Below are 26,777 nucleotides of genomic sequence, written 5' to 3' on the forward strand. Positions count from 1 at the left end.
GTTTCCGCTTCCCGCTGCAACTACACAAATCAGTCGTTTATCGAATCAGCAGAAGCGATCTCTGATGCTGCTGGCGCAAATTCCTGTTTAAAATCGGGCTTAACCCCCAAAAATGAGGCTGAGCGCCTAATAATATCGGCAACCATTGGCGCAGCATTAAGACCAGCGGTCGCGCTGTACTTGCCTTCTTCCGGCTTAGGCTCGTCAATAATAGTCAGAACGACATAGGTAGGATCGTCCATCGGGAAGGATGCGAGAAATGCATTGAAGCGCACATCCTTCGAATAGCGGCCATGCACGACCTTTTCAGCCGTACCCGTCTTGCCGCCGACACGGTAGCCCTGAACCGTTGCACGTTTACCCGAACCACCTGGCGCGGTTGAGTTCAGGCGATAAAGATAACGCATGTCCGCTGACACCTGCGGGTGAATAACCTGCTGCGCCACCTGATCGGCCTGGGCCTGCGTGCGTGTAAGGAATGTCGGCTCAATCAGCTTGCCGCCATTCATCAAAGCTGCTGCACCAACAGCGGTCTGCAGCGGCGTGGTCATCATGCCGTGTCCGAACGAAATGGTCATCGAGTGAACCTTCTTCCAGACGCGCGGCTCAACCGGGCGCGCCACTTCAGGCAGCTCAGTCTGCATACGGTCAAGAAGACCCATTTTCTTCAGGAACGCACGATGACCTTCAATTCCGACAACGTTGGCTTCATGACCTGAACCAATGTTGGATGAGAAGATAAAGACTTCAGGCAGCGTCAAAACGCGACCTTTGCCGTGGAAGTCGCGGATTGTCTGACGACCAATAACCAGCGGACGCGACGCATCGATCCTCGAATTGAGATTAAACTTGCCCGAATCGAGCGCCATTGCAGTGGTGAAGCTCTTGATCGTCGAGCCCATTTCGTAGGTACCCGCCGACATGCGGTTCAAGCGATCCTTATCGAGCGCATTAACCGGATTGTTCGGATCAAAATCCGGCACCGAAGCCATAGCAATGACTTCGCCGGTCTTCACGTTGAGAACCACGGCACCCGCAGCAATCGCGCGATAACGTTCCATCGCCTTGACGAGAACGTCGCGCATGATGTGCTGCACGCGGATATCGATCGAGAGCTTGATCGGCTCAAGCGATTGCCCGGTTGCCATACCAACGGCGCGAAGATCGCTCAGTCCCTGACTGTCGATATATTTTTCCATACCCGCAATGCCCTGATTGTCGACATTAACGAGACCAAGAATATGCGAAGCCGTTGGACCACCCGGATAAAAGCGGCGCTTTTCCGTACGGAAGCCGATACCGGGGACACCCAGAGCCATAATCTGGCTCTGCTGGCGTGGCGTCAGACCACGCTTCACCCAGACGAAGCCTGCTCCGCTTTTCAGACGGCGATAGGTCGCTTCCCAGTCGAGATCGGGAATAACGGTCGATAGAAGTTCGATTGTTTCATCCGGATCGACGATCTTGCGTGGCTCAGCAAACAGCGAAGCGGTCTTGATATCAGTCGCAAGGATTTCACCATTGCGATCCAGAATGTCCGGGCGCGATGCGAGCTGATGTACGGCAGGGCCGCCAGAGTCATCACCCTCGCCGCCAATCACACCGAAATAAACCAGCTTACCGCCGATCACGCCATAAATGCCGACGAAGCAGGCAATGGCCATCCAAAGACGATTACGTGCGCGATTGCCGTGCTTTTTACGCGAGCCGACAAAAGCCATATTGCCGGCCAGCTTTTCATTGCCAGCCGGCTCAAAGCCGTCATTGGTGTTCTGTTTGTTCTTCTTGGAAAATCCGAGCTTCAGCCGCATGATTAGTGCCTCGCTCCATTCTTCTTGATGCTGCCAGTGGTTGTCGCGTCTGGCTCCAGAACGCCACTTGCCACCAATTCATCGCTACCTGAAATAAGTTTCTGAATATCATCCAGCTGACGCTCTGGAATGTCTTCGACGCCCATAGCAAGCTGCTCTGCTTCAATTGGCTGGAGCTTCAGCTCTTCCGCGTAAACGCCAACGAGGCTCTGCAGACGACCTGGCTGCGTCATCAATGCCCAATCCGCACGCAACAGCGTAATCGTATCCTTCTCGGAATCGATCTGACGCTTGAGCTTGGCAATAACAGCGATCTGCCTTTCCGCATCATATTTGATGGTATAGGTGATCGTTGCTGCCACCAGCATCGCCGCTATCATGATGAGTTCAAAAGTACGCAGCACTCGTTCAACTCCGGGCCAGTTCATACGTTTCAGGCAGCTTTGGCAGCCCGAAAAGTGAAAGATCATCTTCTAGAGGCGGATTTTCAGTCCTCAGTCCCGCACGCAGTTTTGCAGAGCGAGCACGAGGATTACGCTCTTCTTCTTCGGCGCTCGGTCCAACAGCCCCCTTTACCGCAGCCGTAAAGCTTGGAAGGCGCACATGGGTTTCCGGCAAATGCCGCGATCCAGCGCTACCACCGGCACGATCAGCAAAGTAGCGCTTGACCATACGATCTTCGAGCGAATGGAAAGTCACGACAACAAGGCGACCACCAGGCTTCAAAATACGTTCGGCTGCAAGCAATGCACGCGCCAGTTCACCAAGCTCATCATTCACATAGATGCGCAACGCCTGAAACACGCGCGTTGCAGGATGAATAGGCACTTTTGGATTACGGCCGACCAGCGATTCAATCGAATTGGCTAGATCAAGTGTGCGCGTGAAAGGCTGTGTTTCGCGACGCTTTTCAATCATGCGCGCGATGCGACCTGCATGACGCTCTTCGCCGAGAAAATTAAAGATGCGTGCAAGATCGCCCATCTTCAGGCGGTTAACCACATCGGCAGCGCTTGGACCGTTGCGTGACATGCGCATGTCGAGCGGCCCATCCTTCTGGAAGGAAAAGCCACGCTCGGCTTCATCGATCTGCATCGACGAGACACCGATATCGAGCACAACGCCATCCACCTTCGCGCCTTCTCCCTCGACTGTTTCAACAGCTTCATCCAGCGCCGAAAACCGGCTTTCAACCAGATTGAGCCTGCCTTCGAACTGCTTTTCCATGACACGACCGGCTGCAATGGCAGTCGGGTCGCGATCAATAGCGATTACGCTTGCGCCCTGCTCCAGAATACGTCGGGTATAACCGCCCGCACCGAATGTGCCATCGACGATTACTTTGCCGGTTTCGGGTTTCAGGGCATCAATCACTTCGGAAATAAGCACCGGAACGTGACGGACCTGAGCCCCTTCGGCTTGAGATTGGTCTCCGCCGAGGCTAGCCATCATCCCGATCCTTTCCCGGGATCAAGTCCCGCTATCCTGTGTTTTCTGTATGGATTCCGGCCAATTGTAGACGAGCTTCGATTTGGCGGATTCGTTCAAACAGTTATCGGATATTAAGCTTAATGAACCGTTATCCTTTGCAACGCCCATACAGAAAACCAGGGCTTATACAAAAGTTTTTCTGGCATGATTTCAGCTTGTCCAAAGACCGAAAACTGCGCGCTCAACCGGCAGTCAATTCGTCCAATAACCAGATCCAACGATCACATAGATATGAAAAAAGCCCCCATTTGCTGCCGTTGACGGCAAGCCATGCTGGCGTTATTAATTGCAAATAATTCGCAATTGCATTTTGAAAGCTTAACGCATGGCATTTAAGATGGCCCCTCGGGGAAGCACGCCCCCCGCTCCGCAAGACGTTACATTTGAAGGTTGGCGTCGTGATCGGGGCGAAGCCTCGATGTCCGATGTACACCGGTCTATCCGGGTAAACCGATCCGGTTCAAAACTTCGCCGCGCAATGGCTTTCTTTGGCCCCGGTTATCTTGTCGCCGTAGGCTATATGGACCCCGGCAACTGGGCCACCTCGCTCGCAGGTGGCTCCCGCTTCGGCTATATGCTGCTGTCGGTCGTGTTGATTTCAAATCTCATGGCAGTACTTCTGCAAGCACTATGCACCCGGCTTGCGGTTGCAACCGGTCGCGATCTCGCTCAGGCCTGCCGCGATGCCTATCCGCGCTTTCTCGCCTGGCCTCTGTGGTTTTTGGCAGAACTTGCCATCTGCGCCACCGATCTTGCCGAGGTTATCGGTACGGCAATCGGTCTCAATCTGCTTTTCGGCATTCCGCTGGAAATCGGCGTCATCATTACCGCCGCAGACGTGCTTCTTGTTCTCTATCTCCAGAACAAAGGCTTTCGTCGGGTCGAAGCGCTCATCATCACGCTGCTCGGCGTCATTGCGTTCTGCTTCCTGATCCAGATTTTGATGGCTGAACCCAAATGGGGCGAAGTGATCCGCGGCTTTGCGCCAACCACAGAAATCATCCGCAATCCGGATATGCTCTATATAGCATTGGGCATTATTGGTGCGACCGTGATGCCGCATAATCTCTATCTGCATTCCGGCATCATTCAGACGCGCGATTACGGGCATACTTTGCCGGAAAAGCGCGAAGCAATACGCTTTGCAACACTCGACTCGACGATTGCCCTTACCTTCGCACTGCTGGTCAATGCATCGATCCTGATTTTGGCCGCAGCAAGCTTCAATGCGACAGGCAATACCACCGTCGAAGATCTCGACAAAGCCCACGCCTTGCTCAACCCGTTGCTTGGTTCCGCTCTCGCCCCAACACTGTTTGCAATTGCGCTGCTATGCTGTGGGCTTAACTCGACCATCACGGCGACCATGGCTGGTCAGATCGTGATGGAAGGCTTTATCGATATCAAACTGAAGCCCTGGTTGCGTCGCGCAATCACCCGCTTCGTCGCTATCGTGCCAGCGGCCATAGTCACGATCATGTATGGCTCGCAGGGAACGACGGAACTTCTGATCCTGTCGCAGGTAGTGCTTAGTCTTCAGCTGCCCTTTGCCATTATCCCGCTCGTAATGTTCACAGCAGAAAAGAAAAAGATGGGCGCGCTGGTGGCGCCGCGCTGGGTAACAATCCTTGCGGCAGTTACCGCTGCCATCATCGTCGTGTTGAACATGAAACTCATCTACGACTTCTTCACTGGCGTACCGATTTGAGACGGCACAGCGGCTTTCCAATCCGGAAAGCCGCTGTTTTTTACTTGACCGATGAATTGCCACCATCAGCATAAAGCGCTGAACCGGAAACAAAGCTCGCCATTGGCCCTGCAAGAAAGAGTGCCGCCTGAGCAATTTCTTCCGGCTGTGCAATCCGCTTCATTGCATGAAGGCCCGCCGCCCATTCTTTCTGCGCGTCACTGCCTGCCATCGGCGTATCGACACCGCCCGGCAAAAGCGCGTTGGCTCTGATGCCTTGGGCGCCATAATCTGCAGTGATGCCCTTCACCAATCCCATCAACCCAGCCTTTGCGGCACCATAGAGTGACATTCCAGGAATGCCGACACTGGTGCCAACAAAGGTTGATGTAAAAATGATCGAACCGCCGCCGGACTTGAGCATGAATGGTATCTGCGATTTCGCGCCGAGAAATGCCGATGTCAGATTTCCGGCAATAACCTTGTTCCAATCATCAAGGCTTGCTTCTGTCATCCGTCCGATGGGGCCGACAGTACCAGCATTGTTAAAAGCAATATCAAGACGACCGAACTCATTTTGCGCAACGGCTATGAGTTTCTCATGTGTTTCAGCTCGTGAAGCATCACCAGCCACATAATGTGCTTCGCCGCCAAGCTCTTTGATAGCTTGCGCTACTGGCACCAACCCCGCCTCATTGCGGGCATTTAGAACGATAGCTGCACCTTGCGCAGCAAACAGCATTGCCGTAGCGCGCCCTATTCCCGACGACGCACCGATAATGATTGCGACCTTATCTTTTAAGCTCGACATGGAAACCTCCTTGATTGGGAAGTTCCGCAATAGATGTGCAACAAAAACACAACTATCCGTTTCCTGCGATCAAACAGAAATGGTGAAGGATAAAGTGTCAGTCGGTCTGTAAGCCGGGTTCTGTATGGCCGGACTTGCGTCCAACGTGGCAGCCATTCATCTGGGACGGATGTCGCCACCCGCCTCTTGCAACCCACCCGGACGGCTGATCCGGAAACTGATTGCCAGTCCTTGCGAACCGGCGCGCCGTCCCTATTCGGTTTTGCTCCCAATGGGGTTTACCGTGCCGCCTGTGTTGCCACCGGCGCGGTGGGCTCTTACCCCACCCTTTCACCCTTACCCCGTCATCCCTGCCGCTTGACCAAGCGGTACGGAAGACGGGGCGGTCTACTCTCTGTGGCACTGTCCCTGGGGTCGCCCCCGCCGGGCGTTACCCGGCATCGTGTTTCCATGGAGCCCGGACTTTCCTCACCTGCCGCCTTTCGGCATATGACAAGCGCGGCTGCCCGACCGACTGACGGGCGCGTATATAGCACGATCATGCCAAGTGGGAACCGGGTTTCGAAAAAATCTATGCACAACAGAAAAGCCGGCAGCGAAACCGCTACCGGCTTTTCGTTTACATCATCGGTTTGGAACTCTACGCAACCGACAACATAAATTCAGAGCCTATCCCGAAAAGGGCTAAACGACTTTCAGGATAGGCGTCAGAACAAACATTAGAGGCCAGCCATGTAGGCCTTAACCGAGCTGCAATATTTTGCAGAGGTTGGGTTCATGCGCTTTGCGCCATGACCGGCATTGTACTTGAGGATCGTGCCGCAGGTGCTGCCGCCGCCGAGCTTCTGTGCCATTGCAAGATACTTCATGCCAAACTGGATGTTGGTCGAAGGCTCATAGAGGCCCTTTGCAGAACCGGTATAACCAAGGCCACGAGCCGTCGAGAGCTTGATCTGCATCAGACCGATTTCACCAGCCTTGCCGCGAACATTTGGCTGGAAATTGCTTTCGTGACGAACAACCGCATGGGCGAGCGACGAAGGCACACCGTAGGTCGCTGCATAGCGATTGATAATCTGGGAGTAGCCGGTACCGCTCTTCACGGACTTTGACGTCTCACCATGAGACTTGGACCGCTTCGCGCTCTTTGCCGTTGGTGCGGCACGCTTTGTGATGACCGAAGCCTTCTTTGCGGTTTGCTTGCGTTCTGTCTGGGCTGAGCGTGATGACTGTTCAGACTTGTTGGTTTCAGCAGCCTTGTTCTGGGCGCGAGCCTTCAGAAGATCTGCCAGATTGGTTGGTTCATTGACTGGCGCACTCATTGCAGAATTAAGGCCAAAAGAACTCATGGCGCCAATCAGGGCGCATACAACAACAAATTTTACTTTCATAACCTACCGTCTTGGATCGTTTTTTATGGGGCTTCGCTGGTCTTGGGGGCAGCAGAGCCGTTTGAATTATGATCCCGCATGACTGGCCAAAACCCGCCCGTCGCCGCTGGGAATGCCAGATCATTTGCTGGGGAAATGCAGCCGAAGATTGGTTGGGGAAGTAAATTAGTCTTACAGGTTGTAATAAAGACTGTCACATTTCGTGATACGCGCCATGGTGGAAAAATACCATCGCCAAAAGGTGTAATGGTTCTAATTTAATGAAATTACTACAGAAATATGAAACCTCAAGCTATCACGCATAAGCATGAAATCCCATGCTCATGCGGTAACATTTTGTAGGGAAAAAATAAGCCTGTAGAGGGTATCTATAGTAGATACATCCGCTACGCCGTCCACATTTTGTGTCCGAAAATGCCGCTGAAACGCCTTAATTACGGTCTCGGTGGCCTCATCGAACACACCATTGATCTTGATTTTATATCCGTAAAGCGCCAGCATGGACTGCAAAGCTTCAACCGGTTGCCCTTGCTCGCCACGCGCGAGAAAGCGTCCGCCCCGGACAGCAGTTGGTTCGATCAGATGACCAATCCCTGCGGCATGAAGCTTCTTCCACGGGAAGTTGTGCCCCGGATCTGTTTTACGCTCTGGTGCGATGTCTGAATGCGCGAGTACGTTTTCAGGACGGATTTCATATCGGCTACATATGCTGCGGCAAAGCTCGATTACTGCTTCAATCTGACGGTCCGCAAAGGGCGGATAATTTTCGAGATTGCCCGGATTGACGATTTCGATCCCGATTGATGCCGAATTGATATCGGTCTCGCCCTTCCAGAAGCTCTTTCCTGCGTGCCATGCGCGCGCCTTTTCAGACACCATCTGCACTACACGGCCATCTTCATGAACCAGATAATGTGCCGACACTTCCATCTCAGGCGACTTGAGAATATCAACCGCCTCCTGAGCCGTCGCGAGGCCCGTATAATGCAGGATCAAATAGGTTGGTGTCTTGCCGTCCTTGCGAATGCCGAAATTCGGCGACGCATCAATCGAGGCCGCTGGATAATCGGGCTTATCCAAAACAAGTGCCGCCAAAAGTTCTGCTTCTGATACGTCTGCGCTGCTCATGCGGCTTCCAATTGTTTTTCTACGCTTGCCCAGGCTGCATTGATGGCAGCAAGGCGTGTATTTGCGATCTTTATAAATTCCAGCGGAAGACCTTCCGCAACAAGCCGGTCAGGATGGTGCTCTTTCACCAAAGAGCGATAGCGCTTGCGCGCATCCTCAAACGACACACCGCGAACAAGCCCGAGGATGGCATAAGGATCGCCCTCTCCGCGATTGACATGGCGGAGTGCGATGCGCTCGAAGCCTTCCTCGTCATAACCGAAAATCTCAGCAACGCTCGCAAGGAACGCCATTTCCTTGTCATGCACATAGCCGTCAGCGGTCGCGATATGAAAAAGACCGTCGAGAATATCTTCAAGCAGATGACAATTATCGTCGCCTTCGCGGCAAAGACCTGCCAACTGACGCGCGTAGCTTTCATAGCCCGCCACATCCTGCTGAGCAAGATTATAGAGACGAACCACATGAGCGTGCTCTTCTGGCGGCACTGAAAAAATGCTCTGGAACGCCCGAAACTCATCCTGCGTCACCACACCATCCGCTTTTGCCATTTTTGCAGACAGCGCGATCATGGCAATGGAGAATGCAACGCGACGGCGCGTATCTGCATCGCCCTCAAAAACCGTGCGCACGGCTTCGATAACGCTGGAAATAGCGTTCAGCGTTACAGAGGTGACGAACTCACCGATGCGGACCCAGATCGACATGAATCGTTTCTATATAATTCCGTAAAGGCTGGAAACAACAACCCGTTGCAATCGACGAAAAAACAATAATTTAGAAAAATATCGCTGCCTGTGAAGACGATTATTGCGCGGCCTGACGAGCCTCAAACGACTGTTGTGCAGCACTCGCCGCCGCTTCGCCTGCGGCCTGTGCCTGCTCAACGCTCTGACCCACAGCCTTGGCTGCAGCTTCGGCATTGGTGCGCGCACGCTCAATCGCTGCAGCCTTTTGTGCGGGAGTTATAACGCCAGCATTATCCTGCAAAGCCTTTATTAAATCTGGTCCAGCCTGTGTATCACTGGATGGGGCTGGAGCAGATGTGTTTTGCTCTGGCTGAGCTGGAGCAGCAGCCTGCTCGTCCTCTCCTTTGCCGCAAGCAGCAAGGGCAACCAGAACAACAGCGGAAATCAAAAACAGAAAATGACGGCTCATAACAAAAGCCATAACCGAAGAAAGCCTGCGTTTGAACATGGAAAACGCAGTCATACTGTCTTTATTGACGACTACTGCAGAGTTATCCATCAACTTTGCTCCTTTCGGGGAAAATGGCGGCCTGCAAAACAGACCGCCATTCAGCCGCGAACTGATCGCGGTTCACATAAACCAACTGCAATTTAGTTTGCAGGAGGTGTACCCGTGCCCGGTGTCGATGGTGCCGGTGCTGGGGTCGACGGAGTCGTTGTCGTATCGTTATTTGCCGGCGCTGATGGCGCAGGGGTGGACGGCGCACTATTCGTATCTTTCGAATTGTCGCTGCAGGCAGCAAGTCCGAGGAACGATACGGCAGCTACCGCACTTACCAGAAACTTTTTCATAATGGCTCTCCTTCCCTAAAAATCAGCGCTGCGGGGATTTAGCCAACGCTGCTTTGGTTTTCCGTGTCTGATCGGTTCATCCGATCAATCACCTACGAAGACAGTCGCCACATCGCTCTTTAGTCCCCGGCGATGCTTTACGACGATGCCAACGTCACAACAAAAAACGGCGAGCATGCGGAAAGGTTCTCTCAAATAGTCTTACTGCTCGTAACAAAACGCCATAATAACAAAGTTTTAACCATGATTTTCCCGTAAAACTGCCGTCACGCCCCTGTCACTGGCAGATGTTTAACTTGCGCAAACAAGGTCGGATTCGCCTTTAAAACTTCGCGCATCTTGCCCGAACCAATTCAGAATTCGGGATGCGCTCAATAAACGGGGAGCATGGCATGACAGGACAAGACACCAACGGAACGATCCTTCAACGCGCCGTCACACAAAATCATGCGCTCTCACGACAGGGCTTTTCAGAGCGTCTTTTTGCCTGGTTGTTTAAGGGGCTGGTGTATCCACAAATCTGGGAGGACCCAGAAGTCGACATGGTGGCACTCGCCATTCAGCCCGGCCATCGTATCGTGACCATTGCGTCTGGCGGCTGCAACGCGCTTTCCTATCTGACCGCAGATCCGGCTCGCGTCGAGGCCGTCGATCTTAACCGTGCGCATGTGGCGTTCAATCGCCTGAAGCTTGCAGCACTCAAGCACCTGCCCGATTATGCCACCTTTTATCGCTTCTATGGCAAGGCTGATGACAAGGCCAATCTCGCCGCCTACCAGCGCTTTATCCGCCCGCATCTTGATCAAGAAAGCCGCGCCTACTGGGAAAAACGCAAACTAAGTGGCCGCCAGCGCATCTCAATCTTCTCGCGTGACCTGTATCGTCACGGTCTTCTGGGTGTCTTCATCGGCATGGGGCACCGCGTTGCCCGCCTTTATGGCATTGACCCGCGTGACATTCTCAAGGCACGCACAATGGAAGAGCAGCGGACATTCTTCGATACAACACTCGCACCCTTGTTTGAAAAACGCATGGTACGCTGGGCCACCGCTCGTAAATCATCGTTGTTTGGCCTTGGCATTCCGCCGCAGCAATATGATGCGCTGGCAACCGCCGGCAATGGCGACATGGCTTTCGTCCTTCGTGCACGCCTTGAAAAACTCGCCTGCGCCTTTCCGCTGACTGAAAATTATTTCGCCTGGCAGGCCTTCGGACGTGGCTATAGCGGCAATGAGGAAACCGGCCCCCTTCCGCCCTATCTCTCCCGTGCCAATTTTGAAACCGTGCGCTCCCGCGTGGACCGCATGACGGTTCAAAACGCCAACTACACCGAGTTCCTTGCACAGAAGCCAGCCTCATCCGTGGATCGCTATATTCTGCTCGACGCACAGGACTGGATGAATGACGGCCAGCTCAACGCGCTCTGGAGCGAAATCACACGCACAGCAGCGCCCGGTGCCCGCGTCATCTTCCGCACGGCAGCAGAACCAAGCCTGCTTCCGGGCCGTGTTGATCCGTCAATCCTGGCCCATTGGGATTACCGCGCAGATGAATCGCGCGCGCTACATGATCGCGACCGCTCTTCTATATATGGCGGCTTTCACCTCTACACATTAAAGGACGCTTGATATGGGTGTTAATCCATTGGGCAGTCGCGGACGGGCTCAGGGCATCGACCATGCCAGCCTGATGGACCGGGTTTATAAGCGGCAACGGCATTTTTACGATGCAACCCGCAAATATTATCTCCTTGGCCGCGATACAATGATTGCACGCCTCAATGTTCCGTCCAATGGCCATGTTCTCGAAATCGGTTGCGGCACAGGCCGCAATCTCGTCAAGACCGCCCAAGCCTACCCGGACGCAAAACTGTTTGGCATCGATATTTCAGCAGAGATGCTGGAAACGGCCCACAGCGCGGCTGAACGGGCCGGGATTGCCGAACGCACCAGCCTCGAACGCGCCGACGCCACGCATTTCAACCCCGAAGCGCTTTTTGGTCAAAGCAATTTCGACCGTATCTTCATTTCCTATGCTGTTTCGATGATCCCGCAATGGCAACCTGTCATCCGGGAAAGCATTCGCCACCTCAAACCGGGTGGCGAACTGCACATAGTCGATTTTGGAGATCAGCAAGGTCTGCCAAACTGGTTTAAGAAAGCACTTTTCACCTGGCTTCGCTGGTTCCATGTGACGCCTCGTAGTGATCTCTTCACTGTCGCAGATCACATGGCCGCAGAACAAGGCGCCATATCAAGACACAAAGTGCTCTATCGCGGCTTTGCATGGATCGCGACCATCCGCGCCGAATAAGCCGCAACTGGTGCGACACAATCTATTTCCAGCAAAGTTTTGCCCGCTGACTGATGACGTCAGCATCGGGATCGCGTAACCCTTGTTAAGATTGATTCGCGACACCGGGACCACTGTATGAACCGTATGGCCAACCGCAGCATTCTAGCCCTTGGCATGTTACTTCTGGCCGGCTGCACCACAGTCGACTACGACTTCGCCGACGTTAAAAAGTCAGGCAATTCGATGCAGCAGATGGCGCGCCCGACAGGAGCCGTCAATGCACCGCGGTTCGGTGATCGAAAACCGTTTGAATGGACGGGCCGCACACCATGGCATTATCCAATCCATGGTACGGATGTTTCAAAATATCAGGTCGATGTTGATTGGAGTGCCGTACGCCGCAGCGGCATTTCGTTTGCCTTCATCAAGGCAACAGAAGGCGGCGACCGCTTTGATGACCGTTTCACCGAGCATTGGAACGGCGCGAAGCAGGCTGGCATTCCGCGCAGCGCTTATCATTTCTATTACTTCTGCCGCCCAGCCATCGAGCAGGCACGCTGGTACATTCAGAATGTTCCGCGCGATCCGAACGCACTGCCTCCTGTTCTCGATATGGAATGGAACGCAAGTTCGCCGAGCTGTAAGCTAAGGCCAAATGCGGTCGTGGTGCGCAAGGAAATGAAGATTTTCCTTGATGCCGTCGAAAAGCACTATGGCAAACGACCGATCATCTACACAACGGTCGACTTCTTCGATGAGAATGACCTCAACCAGATGCGGGAATATCCGTTCTGGCTGCGATCCACGGCTGGGCATCCTACAGAGAAATACGGGCCACATCCTTGGACCTTCTGGCAATATACGGGTACGGGAACCATTCCGGGCATCAAGGGTGATGCAGATATCAATGTGTTTGCCGGCAGTGCCAGTGCATGGAAAAAGTGGCTGGAAAGCAACAAGGTCCGTTAACTCGGCATCAAATGAGAACTCACGCTAAGTTTCGCTTCATTTCCATGACGTGATGAGGCAATAGCTTTTGGAAATAAATGGGGAAGTTCTTTCTCTTTTAATTGTGAGTTCTCTCGATGAAACTTATCGCTTCAGTGATGGCTGCCGCTTTACTGGCATCAACTGCAATTTCTCCCGCGCTCGCCTCTCCGGGCCCGGATGCCGCAACCAATGCGACCAATCTGCCTAAGCCGGAATGCGAGATCGATTACGGTCAGTGGATGGATAATCTGACCAAGGAAGCACGCGAAGCAGGCGTGGGTGAAAAGGGCATTGCCGAGCTACACAAGGCTATGCTTGAGCAAAAAGTTCTCGACCGCGACCGCAAACAGACGGTCTTCAACCTGACCTTCACCGAATTCTCCAAGCGCTTGATTTCCGAAGCGCGCCTGAAGAACGGCCAGAGCAACCTCGTCAAATATGCCGATGTGTTCAAGAAGGTCGAAGACACTTATGGCGTGCCGGGTCCGGTTCTTGCAGCCTTCTGGGGTCTTGAAACCGATTACGGCGCCATTCAGGGTGATTTCGATACGCTGAACGCGCTTGTGACGCTTTCCTACGACTGCCGCCGCCCAGAGCTCTTCCGTCCTCAGTTGATCGCCCTTCTCAAGCTTTTCGATACCGGTGTTGTCGATGCGGCAACTACAGGCGCATGGGCTGGCGAAATCGGCATGATGCAGCTTCTGCCGAAGGATTATCTTGAGCGCGGCGTTGACGGCGACGGCGACGGCAAGGTCGATCTGAAGAACAGCGTACCTGATGCGATGATGACGGCAGGCCGCATGATTTCCGAACTCGGCTGGAAACGCGGCGAGCCTTGGCTTGAAGAAGTACGCATCACCAAAGACCTGCCGTGGGAAGAATCCATCCGCACCAATCGCAAGCCGCATTCGTGGTGGGCTGAACAGGGCGTCGTGGGCCTCAAGGGACCGCTTGGCCCTGATGATGGCGATGCATCGCTCCTACTGCCGTTGGGCCGCAAGGGACCAGCATTCCTGTCTTATGCAAACTTCGATGTTTTCGTGGAGTGGAACAAGTCGATTGTTTACGCGACCACGGCTGCTTATTTTGCCACCCGCCTTGCAGGTGCTCCAGCCTTCAATCCGGGCAACCCTGATCAGGGCTTGACGCAGGAACAGATGAAGGAACTGCAGAACAAGCTTCAGGCTCGTGGCTATGATATGGGCAAGATTGATGGTGTCTTCGGCGTATTGACCCGCGATGCAGTGCGCACCGAGCAGCTGCGTCTTGGAATGCCAGCTGATTCCTGGCCAACTCCAGAGCTGCTTGAAAAGCTCTGACTCTGAATAAATCCAAGGCGCGGATAACCCCGCGCCTTTTTAGTTCTAGAGTATTTCCAGCAAAAGCGGGAACCGCTCTATCGTTGCAAGTGATCCCGCCATGCTCTCGACTCTGATCGTCGTCCTGCCCGTATTCGCCCTGATTTTCTCAGGCTGGCTTGCGTTCAAGCTGAAAATATTGGGCCCATATGCAATTGCGGAACTCAATCGCTTTGTCGTTTATCTCGCACTGCCGGCCCTGCTGTTCGACATCATGGCCAACACCCATGGCAGCGATCTTTGGCAGCCGGGCTTTATCGCCGTGTTTCTGCTCAGCAGCGCCATCGCCTTTGCCCTGCCCTTCATTATCCGCCTGCGGGGCAAGCAACCGCTCGCAGACAGCGCCATCGATGGCCTTAATGCAGCCTATCCCAATACGGGCTATATGGGCATTCCGCTTTCGATGATTGCATTTGGTTCAGGCGTACTCGCTGCAACTACGATCACCATCATCATCACCGTTTGTGTGACATTCGCTTTTGCGATTGTTCTGATCGAGATCGGCCTGCAAACCGAGAAGAAGCCGCTGCATCTAGTGTGGAAGGTTACGCGTTCGCTGATCCGCAATCCGCTGCTCGTTGCACCATTCCTCGGAATGCTGGTGCCTGTGACTGGCTTTACCATTCCTGCTCCTGCCGAAACCTTCCTGAAGATGTTGGGCGGCGCTGCCTCTCCTTGCGCGCTGGTTGCGCTTGGACTTTTCCTTGCCCAGCCGCGCAAGATTGAGCGCAAAAGCGTCAATGCCATCGCTTTTCTTGTTTCGGTCAAGCTCATTATCATGCCGCTCGCCACATGGCTGCTTGCAGTCTATGTGTTTAAACTGCCGTCACATCTGGCACAAAGCGCGACTTTGCTCGCCGCACTCCCCGCTGGCACCGGACCCTTCATGCTGGCCGAACATTACCGCCGTGAGGCGGCAATTACGTCGAATGTAATCCTCTATTCGACAACGATTTCAGTCGTGACTCTGTCTGTGTTTCTGGCGTTTATCAGCTGATAACACCCAAAAAATTGTGTCAAAACCACCTTCAAAATTGGCGGTTTCGTGGCATTTTCATGAAATGTGAACAAAATTTTACAGTTAAAAATTTCAATGACTTAGGTGGTAAACAGAAGGTTTTTTCCACGATCACCGCATATTGCAGCAAGAAATCTTCTTTTGTTTGAGGCCTTTTGCGCTTAGATTCAGGTTCTCTACCAGCGCGCATTCGACTTCGTCGGATGCATAGAAGGAGACAGACCAATGGGACTTACGCGATCTTTGAATGTCCTCATGATCTGTGCAGCATTTGCATTTGTTGCAGCGTTGATAGCAGGCGTTATTCCCTGATTGGGAACAGCCTAAGCCATTAGACGGCATCGGTTTTGAGGATGAACCGACCCGTTTCACTTAAAGGAAAAGCCCGGTTTCAGACCGGGCTTTTTTCATTTCAGGCGACTTCCAACTGGGCTTCAGTTTTAGGCCGAATACCGATCATGTGGCAGATCGCGTATGGAAGGTCAGCTCGATTCATCGTGTAGAAATGGAAGTCCTGCACGCCGCGTTCGATCAGATCCATGACCTGTTCGGCAGCAATGGCTGCTGCAACCAGCTGATGGGTCTGCGGGTCATTATCCAGCCCGTCAAAGCGCTCTGCCAGCCATGCCGGGATATGCGTTGCTGACCGTGCGCAGAAATTGCGAACCTGCTTGAAATTATGGACCGGCAGAACACCTGGAACGATCGGGATATAAATGCCCGCACGGCGCACACGCTCGACATACCGCTCATAGAGATCGTTATCGAAGAAGAACTGCGTAATGGCGCGCGTTGCACCATTATCGACCTTGCGCTTGAGCATATCGATATCGGTCGCAAAATCCGGGCTTTCCGGATGCTTTTCAGGATAGGCCGAAACAGAAATGTCGAAGTCAGCAAGCTTGCGCAGACCACCGACGAGCTCAGCGCCATTCTGATAGCCGCCCGGCGTCGGAACATATTTCTCGCCGATACCGGCAGCCGGATCACCACGCAGCGCTACGAAGCGATTGACGCCAAGCGCTGCGAACTCCTGCGCCACGCGATCAACTTCCTCACTGGTCGCATCAACACAGGTGAGATGCGCAGCAGGCTGGACATCTGTTTCTTTCAGAATACGTGCAACCGTGCGTATCGTGCGCTCACGCGTAGAACCACCCGCACCATAGGTCACGGAGACAAATTCCGGCTTTAGCGGCGCAAGCCGCGTTACCGTCTCCCACAGGCGCTGTTCCATTTCTTCCGACTTGGGCGGGAAGAATTCGAACGAAACCCGGGTGGTCTGGCCGATATCTGGTCGGCGGGAAAGACCATAGAAACCCATCAAACTGTCTCCGTCATGCTTTCATTGCGCGAAGCCGGATCAGCAATCAGCACACGCGGATCACGGGCAAGCCAGAGCTTTACCGTCAATCCGTCATCGCCATTGGCAACCTTCGGCCCCAATTCAGTCGTTGTGGCGGGCTCAAGCCCTGTTTCCTTCAACCAGCCAAGCATCTGCTCATCGCTGAAGCCAAGCCTCAAATGCGCGTGTTCTTCGCGCAGAAACTCAAGCTTATGCGGTGCAAAATCGACAATCAGGAGCCGTCCGCCAGGACGCAGCGCACGCGTTGCCTCGCGAATAGCAGCCTGCGGATCATCAAGAAAATGCAGAACCTGATGAATGGTTACGAGATCGAAATTCTCACGTTCGACGGGCAGCGCATAAACATCGCCCTGCCGCACTTGCGCATTGCTCACCGTTGCAAGGTCAAGATTGGCACGCGCCACGGCAAGCATGTCGCGATTGATATCGATGCCAAGGCCGCGAGAATAAAGCGGTGAAAACAGTTCCAGCAACCGACCGGTGCCGGTGCCAACATCAAGCATCGCTTGAAATGGCTTATCACCCACAATGGTCTTGAGCGCCGCTTCCACGGCATTCTCAGACACATGAAGCTTGCGAATTTCGTCCCAGCTTCCGGCATTCGCACTGAAATAGGCCGCAGCCTTTTCCTGACGATTGGATTTGACCTGTGAGAGCCGCTCCAGATCACGCTCAATCAGCGCATCCGTCGCATCGAGCCGGATGAGAAGATTGCGTGCAACCTCGCCGCACAGCGCATTATCGGAAAGCCGGAAATAGGCCCAGGCGCCTTCCTGATAACGGTCGATCAGATCAGCTTCAGCGAGCAGCTTGAGATGGCGCGACACGCGCGGCTGCGACTGGCCAAGAATTGTGGTCAGGTCAGATACCGTCAAATCGCCTTTGGAAAGAAGCGCAAGGATGCGTAAGCGGCTTGGCTCGGCCACCGCTTTTAAAACATCCACCATCTGATCAAGCTGCAAACGCAATCCGCAACCTCCACGCTCTAAAACATATAAAGATATGTTTATGTGAATTACGATAATGACGCAAGCAGTTTTCGCAAACCCATACACAGCAAAACTGTCACCCGGTTCGGGTAGCCGTTTGAGCAGAATGGTAGCTGGGTTATGATTATATCGAATCTTGCTGCAGGCAGGAAAGGAAGACCGCCATGGGTGCAAGCACTGTACGACAGAAGGCAATTGCAAAATCGCTCACGCTTTTGCTTCCCGCGGTTCCTTATTCAGACTCAGAGCCAATCCGAGCCGCAGCGCTTGCGCCTCATATGAAGACGCTTCCACCCTCGGTGGCCGTCTGGCTTGCAACAGTCGCGCATGTTCGCCACGCACATACCGACTATGACACTCTGCGCGATGACGGATATGACAAGGATTCAGCGCGTTTCTTTGTGCTGGATGACATCAACAAAAAACTGACAGAATGGCGCGCCACACGTCTCGTCACCGCTGATGATGACGAGAAGGTAGAAATGTAAACGCCGCCCGAAGGCGGCGTCTAACAGGTTTACATATCAGTGGGTTCCGTGACCCTGCAAATAACCGTGTTTGCGCGGATCAGGCATGACCAGACCGACGATGAACACGATCACCATCATGATGGTTACATACCAGAAGAACCCGCTTTCAAAGCCAACCTTCTTGAACCATAGCGCCACATATTCGGCGGTACCGCCGAAGATTGCATTGGCAATAGCGTAGGAAAAGCCAACACCCAAAGCACGCACTTCGGCTGGAAACAGTTCCGACTTCACGATACCGCCAATCGACGTGTACATGCTCACAATTGCCGAAGCGATGGCGATATAGACAAACGCCATTGTCGGGCTTTGCACAGAGCCAAGCACCGTGAGCAAAGGAATGGTCGTCAACACCGATACGCCACCAAAGGCGATCATCATCGGTTTGCGGCCGACCTTATCGGAGATATAGCCAAACAGCGGCTGCATAAGCATGAATGCAAACAGCGCGACCGTCATAACCTCGCTGGCCGTTTCCTTGTTCATACCGGCGGTATTGACCAGATATTTCTGCATATAGGTCGTGAACGTATAGAAGGTCAGCGAACCGCCAGCCGTGAAGCCCACAACGACCAGAAATGCCCTGCGGTGATGCTTCCAGATCGTCGCAAAACTACCTGCAGCCTTGCTGTTACGTGACTCTTCGGTGGAGGTTTCGTGCAGTGTACGGCGCAGATAAAGCGCAACGATTGCAGCCAGACCGCCAATAGCAAACGGGATACGCCAGCCCCATTCATGCAGCTGTTCCGACGTCAGGAAGAACTGCAGAATTACCAGCACCAGAACAGCAAGAAGCTGACCGCCAATCAGCGTCACATACTGGAACGACGAGAAGAAACCGCGACGCCCGGCAAGAGCCACTTCACTCATGTAAGTGGCAGTGGTGCCATATTCTCCGCCAACCGACAGGCCCTGCAACAGTCGCACCAGCAAAAGAAGAAGCGGTGCCCAAAGGCCGATGGACTCATAGGTCGGAAGGATAGCAATAGCAAAAGAACCAAGACACATCATGCTGACCGAAATCAGCATAGAAGTACGGCGACCGAGCTTGTCCGCGAGCCGACCAAACAGCCAACCGCCAATCGGGCGCATAAGAAAACCGGCTGCGAAAATCGCCGCTGCGTTCAGCAGCTGACTGGTCTGATCTTCAGCCGGGAAAAACTGTGATGCGAAGTAAAGCGCGCCGAAAGAATAGACATAGAAGTCGTACCATTCGACCAGATTGCCGGAGGCGCTCGCAACGATCGCATAAATCCGGCGGCGCGTATCGTGAGCGTCGTGTTTCTCTTCGATCTCACCATTGGCATCGCTGTGCATTTCTGCATTGCTCATTCTGAAACTCCCGATAGCAGCCGAAAACGGGGAAACGACTGCATGATCACTTGCCTTGCTTGGGAGAGAGCAAAACCAGTAATCGTTGATCTCTAAATCAATATATTCGGCAGGTCGGTCGGGCCTCAGATTTCAGTCTGCAAGTCTGCATGGTTCGACCAAAAGCCGCACAGTCTCTGAAGCTAACCTTGACGCAACATCTTTGAAAAACAGATGTCACCACTCCCAATCAAGCGATCCCAGCGGGCATCAAAAATTGTTTGGAATTACCTCCGATATCGCAAAATCATAGGAGCAATATCGTTTGTATGCAATCTATTATCATGCACTACTATTGGATTAGAAACTCTTCAGCAGGCGCATAAGCATTTGAAGTTTAAATATTTTACCGGATAAGCGATTTGCAGACCCGGTAAAATCTTTGTGAAAGACGGTCTCCGCAACAGACGAGAGAAGACTCGCTAAAGCGTTTTGTTATTTTCTGGCAACGATGAAAATTCGTGGGAAGCGCAGCAGAACACGACCATCATTCAGCGTTGGATAGAATTCCAGAAGACGCGATTTGTATGCTTTCAAAAATTCGCGCTGCTCATCATCATCCAATGGATCAAGGAAGGGACGCAGACCGGTGGATTTCACCCACTCAATGATAGCGTCCACATCAGCCAGCTGATGATTGTAAACCACATGCCAGATATCAACACGGGAAGCATGATCAATCAGCGCATTGTAATAATCGGCGACAGGCGGCAGAGGCCCCCTTCCCTTATTGCTAATCTTCGCGGCGAAGGGCTCGGACCTGGCAACTTCACGCATCAATACGTGGGTTGGCTCTGCCATATTATCCGGCATTTGCACCGCGAGATAAGCGCCGTTCTGGAGCTGCGACAAAAGCCTTTTCATCTGCTCTTTATGATCAGGAATCCACTGAAAAACCGCATTGGAAAACAGCACATCCGTCTCAGCGTCTGGCTCAAACTTCGTCAGATCACCCAGAGAAAAATCAACCTGTGGCAAGCGCTGCTTGGCTTTCTCGATCATATCCGGCGATGTGTCGAAACCCGAGACTTTTGCATTCGGCCAACGATTGACGAGAAGCTCGGTCGAGTTTCCGGGACCGCAACCGATATCGACCACCTTGCGCGAACTATCGATCATAATCTGCGCCAGAAGATCAGCTGCCGGGCGGCTACGTTCATCTTCAAACTTCAGATATTGCTTTGCGGACCAGTCTTTCATTTTCCACTCCTCATTACACCCTCACAATTCGTGAGAGTTAAGCACATGCGATCAAACAAAAAGGCCGGTGCGATGCACCGGCCTTTGATTTCTTAGCGCGTCAGCGGCTTGTAGGTTACCCGCTTCGGATTGACGCTTTCAGGTCCAAGACGGCGGACCTTGTCAGCTTCGTAATCCTCGAAGTTGCCTTCGAACCATTCAACATGGCTATCGCCTTCGAAAGCGAGGATGTGCGTTGCCAGACGATCAAGGAACATACGATCGTGGGAGATGATAACAGCGCAGCCAGCATACTTTTCAAGCGCATCTTCGAGCGCTGCCAGCGTTTCCGTATCAAGATCGTTGGTCGGTTCGTCGAGGAGCAGAACGTTGCCGCCTGCCTGCAGCATCTTGGCAAGATGCACGCGGTTACGCTGACCACCGGAGAGATTGCCAACCTTGGCCTGCTGATCGCCGCCCTTGAAGTTGAACGCACCACAATAAGCGCGGGAGTTCATTTCAAACTTGCCGAGCTTGATGATGTCGTTGCCGCCGGAAATTTCTTCCCAGACATTCTTGTTTGGGTCGAGGTGATCGCGGCTCTGATCGACATAACCAAGATGAACGGTGTCACCGATGCGGATCGAACCGGAATCCGGCTTTTCCTGACCGGTAATCATCTTGAAGAGCGTCGACTTACCGGCACCGTTTGGACCGATAACACCAACGATACCGCCCGGAGGCAGCTTGAAGGTAAGGTTTTCAATCAGCATACGGTCGCCAAACGATTTGGTCAGACCTTCTGCTTCAATAACCACCTGACCAAGACGCTCACCAGCCGGGATCAGAATCTGGGCATCACCCGGACGCTGATTATTAGCAGCTTCGACCAGCTGGTCATAGGCCTTGATACGTGCCTTCGACTTGGACTGACGCGCTTTCGGGCTCGCAGCAATCCACTGGCGTTCACGCTCAAGTGCCTTCTGGCGGGAATCGTCTTCACGACCTTCCTGAATCATGCGCTTGGACTTGGCTTCCAGATAGGCAGAATAGTTGCCTTCATAAGGAATGCCGCGACCGCGATCGAGTTCGAGAATCCAGCCGGTGACATTGTCGAGGAAGTAGCGATCGTGCGTGATGAGCAGGACAGCGCCTTCATATTCACGCAGATGCTTTTCCAGCCAAGCGGTGGTTTCAGCGTCAAGGTGGTTGGTCGGTTCGTCGAGCAGCAGCAGATCAGGCTTCGAAAGAAGCAGCTTGCAAAGTGCCACACGACGACGTTCACCACCCGAAAGCTTGGTGACATCAGCATCAGCTGGCGGGCAGCGCAGAGCTTCCATCGCCATTTCAACCTGACTGTCCAGATCCCAGAGGTTCTGGCTGTCGATAACGTCCTGAAGAGCCGCACCTTCGTCTGCGGTTTCATCAGAATAGTTCATCATCAGCTCGTTATAACGGTCGAGAATGGCTGTCTTGTCAGCCACACCTTCCATCACATTGCCGAGTACAGTCTTTTCAGGATCAAGATGCGGTTCCTGAGCAAGATAGCCACAAGTCGCACCTTCAGCGAGCCAGGCCTCGCCGGTATAATCCTTGTCCATACCGGCCATGATCTTGAGGATCGTCGACTTACCGGCGCCGTTTGGACCAAGAATACCGATCTTCGCATCTGGATAGAATGACAGGTGAAGGTTTTCGATAACCTTCTTAGCGCCGTAGGCCTTATTCAGCCCGGACATATGATAGATGAATTGGCGTGCCATAAAGCGCGTCGTCTCCACGAGTTAGTGAGCGTGAACGACTATTCGGTCGAACCGCAGATAAAATTCTGAAGGCTATGTAGGCGAAATAGAACGCGGAAGCAAATATCATCGCGCAAAGTCCAAATGGAAATATGCCTTGATAAAATGAAACCGGGCGCGGATATTTCCGTCACCCGGTTTCCCCTCTGGCCACTATTCGAGAAAGTATCCTCCCTTTCACCGAATAGCCTGCTAGTTATGCCTTAACGACTGGAATTCGACACCCCTGAATTCTCTTCAAAACTCCGTCCATATCCCCTGATAAAGATAGATTTGCCTAGGATTTCGCGGTTTTCAAGCGGAATTTGCTCAAAAATTGCAAATGCCTAAAATTAGTTCATTCAACCTTTGGATGCCTTTTTTAAAGACGCTACCAAAAGACAATTTGACTATTTGCGCAGCATAAATTCAGATGATCCCATGTCATTTGAAACCATCAATCGCTTGCCCCTCTCAGACGGAACCGAACTGCCATACCGACAGTCGTTGTCCGCAGTGCAAGACGCCCCAAAGGCTATCGTGCATATCTGCCATGGGCTTGCCGAACATTCGGCTCGTTATGCGCGCTTCGCAAAGGCGCTTAATCACGCGGGCTACCACGTCTATGCACATGATCACCGTGGTCATGGTGCAAACATAAGTCCTCATGCACCAAGAGGAATGTTTGCACAAAAAGACGGCCATAGAGTGGCCATCGACGATATTCTCGCACTAAACCGCCATATTCATGCAGCCTATCCCGGCGTGCCTGTGGTTTTGTTCGGGCACTCGATGGGTGGACTTATCGCACTGAACTATGCGCTTGCACATTCAGATACCATCGATGCAGCTGCAGTCTGGAATGCCAATTTCAATGGCGGCATCGAAAACAGTGCTGCCATGGCACTTCTGAAGGCGGAGCGGATGTTCAAGGGCTCCGACGTTCCAAGCTCTATTCTGCCGAAGCTCACCTTCCGCGCATGGGGAGCATCCATTCCCGGCCATAAAACGCCTTTCGATTGGCTCTCGCGCGATCCGGCAGAGGTTGAAGCCTATGTGAATGATCCGCTCTGCGGCTTCGACGCGAGTGTTGCCCTCTGGATTGACGTCTTTCGTATGATGAAAGCTGGTGCAACCGACAGCAACTTTGCGGGTATCCGCAAAGATTTGCCTTTCAATCTGGTAGGAGGTAGCGAGGATCCTGCCACAGACAAGGCCAAAGCGACGCGTAAACTTGCGGACAGAATGCAGGCCATGGGCTTCAGCAAGGTCACGTGCACGATTTACCCCGGCACGCGCCACGAAAGCCTCAATGACATCAACCGGGATGAAGTGACGCAGAATTTTCTGGATTGGCTTGCAGAGGTACTTCCGTCTGGACATATGTCGGAGTAAAAGCGGCTGACAAACAACTATCCGGTCCAACTCACGATTTCTTGAAACACTTGGTTTGCCCGGCAATCAATGTTATGGAGCCCGCCTTGCGCGCTACAGGGCACCTGTACTGAGATATTAAGCACACGATTTTACGGCAAATGCGCAAGGAATGAAGGAAGCTCCGCTTGGCAACACCAACGATTTCTGTGGTCATCCCCTGCCGCAATGAGGCCGACAATCTCGCTTTTCTGCTCGACGAAGTCGATAGCGCCATGCTGGGTCGCGCGTATGAAGTGATCGTCGTTGACGATGGCTCGACAGATTCCACCAGCGATGTGCTGGCTGGTCGCATCCACGCAGGCAAGCCGCTGCGCCATATCCGCCACGACCGTTCATCCGGACAGAGCGCTGCATTGCGCTCCGGTGTTTTCGCAGCTCGTGGCCAGATTGTTGTGACGATGGACGGCGACGGACAGAATAATCCAGCCTATCTGCCAGCACTTGCAGACGCTTTGATCAATGCAGGCCCGGCTTTTGGTATCGCCGCCGGTCAGCGTCTCAAGCGCACCGACACCAAACTCAAGCAGCTTTCCTCACGCTTTGCCAACAATCTGCGCGGCGCGATCCTGAAGGACAAAACGCGCGATTCCGGTTGCGGCCTCAAAGCACTGCACACTGAACTTTTCCGCCAGTTGCCATTTTTTGACGGCTGGCATCGTTATCTGCCAGCGCTGGCCCTGCGTGAAGGCTTTGATGTCGTCCACATCGATGTCACCGACCGCGAACGCCGCCATGGCAAATCCAACTACGGCATTCTCGACCGTGGCCTGCGCGGCATTCTCGACCTTTATGGCGTATGGTGGCTGCGCAAGCGTCGCAAGGTTGTGCCGCGCGTGACGGAGATTACCCATGACTGATATTTTCAACAGCCTCGCTCAATGGCTGCACGATGTGTTCGTCGCACAATGGGACGGCTGGATCATTCTTGGCTTTATTGCACAGGCCTGTTTCACCATGCGCTTCGTCGTGCAGTGGCTGGCATCTGAGAAGGCCAAGAAAAGTGTTATGCCGGTAGCATTCTGGTTCTTTTCGCTGTTTGGCGGCGCGTTGCTGCTGATTTATGCGATACAGCGCAAGGATCCGGTCTTCATCGCGGGCCAGGCTCTGGGCCTTATCGTTTATGTCCGCAATCTCTGGCTGATTGCCAACGAGAAGAAGCGCGTGGCAGCGGCTGACTAGTTCGCTGTTCACCGCTCAAAATCAAAACGCCGATCTGATGAGTTCAGATCGGCGTTTTTGTTTTAGCTACTGGATTTTTAGAGTCCGCCCCACTGAGCGATAATCAAGTCCGGTTCCGGCCACATCATCGGCTTTATAGACATTGCGAAGATCAATCAGCACATTGCCTTCCATCGCATTGGCGACACGCTTCAGATCCAGTGCGCGATAGGCATTCCATTCGGTGAGCAGCGCCACAACGCCTGCGCCTTTTGCGGCCTCATAGGCGGAGCTGCACCAGGTCACATCCGGCAACACTGCCTTTGCAGCATCCATCGCTTCCGGATCGTGCGCACGAACAGAGAGGCCAGCCTTCTGGATAGCCGCAATGATATCGAGCGACGGCGATTCACGAATATCGTCCGTGTTCGGTTTGAAGGCGACACCAAGCACAGCAACCGTATTCGCGCCGCTTTCGCGAGCCGCTGTAACGATGCGCTCTGCCATTGCTTGCTTGCGCGCCTCGTTGACCGAAATCACTTCCTCGATCAGCGACTGCGGCGCATCGTATTTCTTGCCGGTTGCAGCAAAGGCGCGTGTGTCCTTCGGGAAGCAGGAACCGCCAAAGCCCGGGCCAGCATGGAGGAATTTCGAACCGATGCGGTTATCCATGCCGATGGCGCGCGCGACTTCCTGCACATTACCGCCGGTCTTTTCGCAAAGATCGGCTACCTGATTGATGAAAGTTACCTTCATCGCAAGAAAAGCGTTGGCCGCATATTTGATGATTTCCGCGTTCTCCAGCGACGTGACCACCATCGGCGTTTCACGCAGATAAAGCGGACGATAAAGCCGCTGCATCGCAGCCTTACCACGCTCATCATCAACACCAACGACAACGCGATCAGGGCGCATGAAATCTTCAATCGCAGAGCCTTCACGCAGGAATTCTGGATTTGAAACCATCGAAAAGGCAACGCCCGGACGCGCTTGCGCGATACGATCACGAATGCGCGCATTGGTGCCAACAACAACGGTCGATTTAATGACGACCACCGCCCCCGGCTTCATGGCCGCAGAAATTTCATCAGCAGCTGCCTCAATATATTGCAGGTCTGCTTCGCCATCGCCCCGCCGCGACGGCGTGCCAACGGCGATCAGGATGACATCGGCATCGGCAACGCTGCTCGCCAGATCAGTGCTGAACTCGAGCCGCCCGTCACGAATATTCCGGCCCATAAGCTCATCAAGCCCCGGCTCGAATATCGTAACCTTACCCGCTTCAAGCCGTTCGATGATCGACGGATTCTTGTCGACACAGGTGACGTGAAAGCCAAATTCGGCAAAACACACGCCCGAAACCAGACCCACATAGCCCGTCCCGATCATCGCCAGCTTCATAAGTTTAGACCTTTTTGTTCATCGCAAGCCTGCTGAACCAGTTG

The 26,777-nt window shown here is 53.4% G+C and carries 25 protein-coding genes and 1 other RNA gene; 10 read left to right on the forward strand and 16 right to left on the reverse strand.

Features of this window, described 5'->3' with window-relative positions; genetic code table 11:
• Positions 1–29 precede the first annotated feature (29 nt).
• The 3 genes from KMS41_07110 to rsmH are packed head-to-tail and all read right to left on the reverse strand — an operon-like array spanning position 30 to position 3,263.
• A complete protein-coding gene (locus tag KMS41_07110; protein QWK76887.1) occupies positions 30–1,811 on the reverse strand; it encodes a penicillin-binding protein 2 in 1,782 nt (593 codons plus the stop codon).
• Between the two features lie 2 nt (positions 1,812–1,813).
• A complete protein-coding gene (locus KMS41_07115) occupies positions 1,814–2,215 on the reverse strand; it encodes a hypothetical protein (protein ID QWK76888.1) in 402 nt (133 codons plus the stop codon).
• A 4-nt stretch (positions 2,216–2,219) separates the two neighbouring features.
• Positions 2,220–3,263, reverse strand: coding sequence for a 16S rRNA (cytosine(1402)-N(4))-methyltransferase RsmH (gene rsmH / locus KMS41_07120; GenBank protein QWK76889.1), 1,044 nt, complete (start codon positions 3,261–3,263; stop codon positions 2,220–2,222).
• Positions 3,264–3,639: 376 nt separating this feature from the next.
• On the opposite strand from rsmH, the gene KMS41_07125 reads away from it, so the two are divergent.
• Positions 3,640–5,010 (forward strand): Nramp family divalent metal transporter, encoded by a 1,371-nt coding sequence (locus KMS41_07125; protein QWK78803.1) that lies wholly within the window; start codon positions 3,640–3,642, stop codon positions 5,008–5,010.
• A 40-nt stretch (positions 5,011–5,050) separates the two neighbouring features.
• Here KMS41_07125 and KMS41_07130 read toward each other — a convergent pair whose 3' ends face one another.
• The 7 genes from KMS41_07130 to KMS41_07160 form a co-directional block, all read right to left on the reverse strand.
• Entirely contained in the window at positions 5,051–5,800 is a 750-nt protein-coding gene (locus tag KMS41_07130) for an SDR family oxidoreductase (GenBank protein ID QWK76890.1), read from the reverse strand.
• Positions 5,801–5,893: 93 nt separating this feature from the next.
• Positions 5,894–6,318: RNase P RNA component class A (rnpB, locus tag KMS41_07135), an RNA gene on the reverse strand.
• A 201-nt stretch (positions 6,319–6,519) separates the two neighbouring features.
• Positions 6,520–7,191: a transglycosylase SLT domain-containing protein gene (locus KMS41_07140; GenBank protein QWK76891.1), complete on the reverse strand. Its 672-nt coding sequence runs from the start codon at positions 7,189–7,191 to the stop codon at positions 6,520–6,522.
• Positions 7,192–7,512: 321 nt separating this feature from the next.
• Complete coding sequence (locus KMS41_07145) at positions 7,513–8,319, reverse strand: N-acetylmuramoyl-L-alanine amidase (protein QWK76892.1); 807 nt, start codon at positions 8,317–8,319, stop codon at positions 7,513–7,515.
• The gene (locus tag KMS41_07150) at positions 8,316–9,026 is read right to left on the reverse strand and encodes a DnaJ family molecular chaperone (protein QWK76893.1); all 711 of its coding nucleotides are present in this window, start codon (positions 9,024–9,026) and stop codon (positions 8,316–8,318) included. Before KMS41_07150 ends, KMS41_07145 begins: the two co-directional genes overlap by 4 nt.
• A gap of 100 nt (positions 9,027–9,126) precedes the next feature.
• A complete protein-coding gene (locus tag KMS41_07155) occupies positions 9,127–9,567 on the reverse strand; it encodes a hypothetical protein (GenBank protein QWK76894.1) in 441 nt (146 codons plus the stop codon).
• A gap of 92 nt (positions 9,568–9,659) precedes the next feature.
• On the reverse strand, positions 9,660–9,860 hold the full coding sequence (locus KMS41_07160; protein QWK76895.1) for a YgdI/YgdR family lipoprotein: 201 nt from the start codon (positions 9,858–9,860) through the stop codon (positions 9,660–9,662).
• A gap of 392 nt (positions 9,861–10,252) precedes the next feature.
• Here KMS41_07160 and KMS41_07165 point away from each other — a divergent pair, with 392 nt between their 5' ends.
• From KMS41_07165 to KMS41_07185, 5 genes are all read left to right on the forward strand, one after another.
• Positions 10,253–11,488: a DUF3419 family protein gene (locus KMS41_07165; GenBank protein QWK76896.1), complete on the forward strand. Its 1,236-nt coding sequence runs from the start codon at positions 10,253–10,255 to the stop codon at positions 11,486–11,488.
• Between the two features lies 1 nt (position 11,489).
• Positions 11,490–12,173 (forward strand): class I SAM-dependent methyltransferase, encoded by a 684-nt coding sequence (locus KMS41_07170; protein QWK76897.1) that lies wholly within the window; start codon positions 11,490–11,492, stop codon positions 12,171–12,173.
• Between the two features lie 117 nt (positions 12,174–12,290).
• Positions 12,291–13,124 carry a glycoside hydrolase family 25 protein gene (locus KMS41_07175; GenBank protein QWK76898.1) on the forward strand — a complete coding sequence of 278 codons (834 nt, stop codon included), beginning with the start codon at positions 12,291–12,293 and terminating at the stop codon, positions 13,122–13,124.
• A 116-nt stretch (positions 13,125–13,240) separates the two neighbouring features.
• Complete coding sequence (locus tag KMS41_07180) at positions 13,241–14,464, forward strand: lytic murein transglycosylase (protein QWK76899.1); 1,224 nt, start codon at positions 13,241–13,243, stop codon at positions 14,462–14,464.
• A 100-nt stretch (positions 14,465–14,564) separates the two neighbouring features.
• Positions 14,565–15,500 (forward strand): AEC family transporter, encoded by a 936-nt coding sequence (locus tag KMS41_07185; GenBank protein QWK76900.1) that lies wholly within the window; start codon positions 14,565–14,567, stop codon positions 15,498–15,500.
• Between the two features lie 433 nt (positions 15,501–15,933).
• Here KMS41_07185 and metF read toward each other — a convergent pair whose 3' ends face one another.
• Positions 15,934–16,845 carry a methylenetetrahydrofolate reductase [NAD(P)H] gene (metF, locus tag KMS41_07190; protein QWK76901.1) on the reverse strand — a complete coding sequence of 304 codons (912 nt, stop codon included), beginning with the start codon at positions 16,843–16,845 and terminating at the stop codon, positions 15,934–15,936.
• Positions 16,845–17,834 carry a metalloregulator ArsR/SmtB family transcription factor gene (locus KMS41_07195; GenBank protein QWK78804.1) on the reverse strand — a complete coding sequence of 330 codons (990 nt, stop codon included), beginning with the start codon at positions 17,832–17,834 and terminating at the stop codon, positions 16,845–16,847. The genes metF and KMS41_07195 overlap by 1 nt, the downstream gene beginning before the upstream one ends.
• A 206-nt stretch (positions 17,835–18,040) precedes the next feature.
• Here KMS41_07195 and KMS41_07200 point away from each other — a divergent pair, with 206 nt between their 5' ends.
• Positions 18,041–18,364 (forward strand): DUF2293 domain-containing protein, encoded by a 324-nt coding sequence (locus tag KMS41_07200; GenBank protein ID QWK76902.1) that lies wholly within the window; start codon positions 18,041–18,043, stop codon positions 18,362–18,364.
• 36 nt (positions 18,365–18,400) lie between these two features.
• Here KMS41_07200 and KMS41_07205 read toward each other — a convergent pair whose 3' ends face one another.
• The 3 genes from KMS41_07205 to ettA form a co-directional block, all read right to left on the reverse strand.
• Positions 18,401–19,738: a metabolite/H+ symporter gene (locus tag KMS41_07205; protein QWK76903.1), complete on the reverse strand. Its 1,338-nt coding sequence runs from the start codon at positions 19,736–19,738 to the stop codon at positions 18,401–18,403.
• Between the two features lie 474 nt (positions 19,739–20,212).
• Positions 20,213–20,977 carry a trans-aconitate 2-methyltransferase gene (tam, locus tag KMS41_07210; protein QWK76904.1) on the reverse strand — a complete coding sequence of 255 codons (765 nt, stop codon included), beginning with the start codon at positions 20,975–20,977 and terminating at the stop codon, positions 20,213–20,215.
• A 92-nt stretch (positions 20,978–21,069) separates the two neighbouring features.
• Entirely contained in the window at positions 21,070–22,719 is a 1,650-nt protein-coding gene (ettA, locus tag KMS41_07215; protein ID QWK76905.1) for an energy-dependent translational throttle protein EttA, read from the reverse strand.
• Between the two features lie 459 nt (positions 22,720–23,178).
• Between ettA and KMS41_07220 the strand changes: the two genes are divergently transcribed.
• The 3 genes from KMS41_07220 to KMS41_07230 all read left to right on the forward strand — a co-directional run bounded on the left by KMS41_07220 (position 23,179) and on the right by KMS41_07230 (position 25,353).
• Positions 23,179–24,132, forward strand: coding sequence for an alpha/beta hydrolase (locus KMS41_07220; protein ID QWK76906.1), 954 nt, complete (start codon positions 23,179–23,181; stop codon positions 24,130–24,132).
• A 167-nt stretch (positions 24,133–24,299) separates the two neighbouring features.
• On the forward strand, positions 24,300–25,031 hold the full coding sequence (locus KMS41_07225) for a glycosyltransferase family 2 protein (protein ID QWK76907.1): 732 nt from the start codon (positions 24,300–24,302) through the stop codon (positions 25,029–25,031).
• On the forward strand, positions 25,024–25,353 hold the full coding sequence (locus KMS41_07230) for a lipid-A-disaccharide synthase N-terminal domain-containing protein (protein ID QWK76908.1): 330 nt from the start codon (positions 25,024–25,026) through the stop codon (positions 25,351–25,353). Before KMS41_07225 ends, KMS41_07230 begins: the two co-directional genes overlap by 8 nt.
• A gap of 66 nt (positions 25,354–25,419) precedes the next feature.
• On the opposite strand, the gene KMS41_07235 is transcribed toward KMS41_07230, so the two are convergent.
• Positions 25,420–26,733, reverse strand: coding sequence for a UDP-glucose/GDP-mannose dehydrogenase family protein (locus KMS41_07235; protein QWK76909.1), 1,314 nt, complete (start codon positions 26,731–26,733; stop codon positions 25,420–25,422).
• Positions 26,734–26,777: the final 44 nt, after the last annotated feature.

The sequence above is a fragment of the Ochrobactrum sp. BTU1 genome (assembly GCA_018798825.1).
Taxonomy (GTDB): Bacteria; Pseudomonadota; Alphaproteobacteria; order Rhizobiales; family Rhizobiaceae; genus Brucella.

Coding starts and splice junctions, on each gene's coding strand:
- KMS41_07110 (QWK76887.1), bottom strand. CDS start 1,811: ATGCGGCTGAAGCTCGGATTTTCCAAGAAGAACAAACAGAACACCAAT.
- rsmH (QWK76889.1), bottom strand. CDS start 3,263: ATGATGGCTAGCCTCGGCGGAGACCAATCTCAAGCCGAAGGGGCTCAG.
- KMS41_07125 (QWK78803.1), top strand. CDS start 3,640: ATGGCCCCTCGGGGAAGCACGCCCCCCGCTCCGCAAGACGTTACATTT.
- KMS41_07130 (QWK76890.1), bottom strand. CDS start 5,800: ATGTCGAGCTTAAAAGATAAGGTCGCAATCATTATCGGTGCGTCGTCG.
- KMS41_07140 (QWK76891.1), bottom strand. CDS start 7,191: ATGAAAGTAAAATTTGTTGTTGTATGCGCCCTGATTGGCGCCATGAGT.
- KMS41_07145 (QWK76892.1), bottom strand. CDS start 8,319: ATGAGCAGCGCAGACGTATCAGAAGCAGAACTTTTGGCGGCACTTGTT.
- KMS41_07150 (QWK76893.1), bottom strand. CDS start 9,026: ATGTCGATCTGGGTCCGCATCGGTGAGTTCGTCACCTCTGTAACGCTG.
- KMS41_07155 (QWK76894.1), bottom strand. CDS start 9,567: ATGGATAACTCTGCAGTAGTCGTCAATAAAGACAGTATGACTGCGTTT.
- KMS41_07160 (QWK76895.1), bottom strand. CDS start 9,860: ATGAAAAAGTTTCTGGTAAGTGCGGTAGCTGCCGTATCGTTCCTCGGA.
- KMS41_07165 (QWK76896.1), top strand. CDS start 10,253: ATGACAGGACAAGACACCAACGGAACGATCCTTCAACGCGCCGTCACA.
- KMS41_07170 (QWK76897.1), top strand. CDS start 11,490: ATGGGTGTTAATCCATTGGGCAGTCGCGGACGGGCTCAGGGCATCGAC.
- KMS41_07175 (QWK76898.1), top strand. CDS start 12,291: ATGAACCGTATGGCCAACCGCAGCATTCTAGCCCTTGGCATGTTACTT.
- KMS41_07180 (QWK76899.1), top strand. CDS start 13,241: ATGAAACTTATCGCTTCAGTGATGGCTGCCGCTTTACTGGCATCAACT.
- KMS41_07185 (QWK76900.1), top strand. CDS start 14,565: ATGCTCTCGACTCTGATCGTCGTCCTGCCCGTATTCGCCCTGATTTTC.
- metF (QWK76901.1), bottom strand. CDS start 16,845: ATGGGTTTCTATGGTCTTTCCCGCCGACCAGATATCGGCCAGACCACC.
- KMS41_07195 (QWK78804.1), bottom strand. CDS start 17,834: ATGGTGGATGTTTTAAAAGCGGTGGCCGAGCCAAGCCGCTTACGCATC.
- KMS41_07200 (QWK76902.1), top strand. CDS start 18,041: ATGGGTGCAAGCACTGTACGACAGAAGGCAATTGCAAAATCGCTCACG.
- KMS41_07205 (QWK76903.1), bottom strand. CDS start 19,738: ATGAGCAATGCAGAAATGCACAGCGATGCCAATGGTGAGATCGAAGAG.
- tam (QWK76904.1), bottom strand. CDS start 20,977: ATGAAAGACTGGTCCGCAAAGCAATATCTGAAGTTTGAAGATGAACGT.
- ettA (QWK76905.1), bottom strand. CDS start 22,719: ATGGCACGCCAATTCATCTATCATATGTCCGGGCTGAATAAGGCCTAC.
- KMS41_07220 (QWK76906.1), top strand. CDS start 23,179: ATGTCATTTGAAACCATCAATCGCTTGCCCCTCTCAGACGGAACCGAA.
- KMS41_07230 (QWK76908.1), top strand. CDS start 25,024: ATGACTGATATTTTCAACAGCCTCGCTCAATGGCTGCACGATGTGTTC.
- KMS41_07235 (QWK76909.1), bottom strand. CDS start 26,733: ATGAAGCTGGCGATGATCGGGACGGGCTATGTGGGTCTGGTTTCGGGC.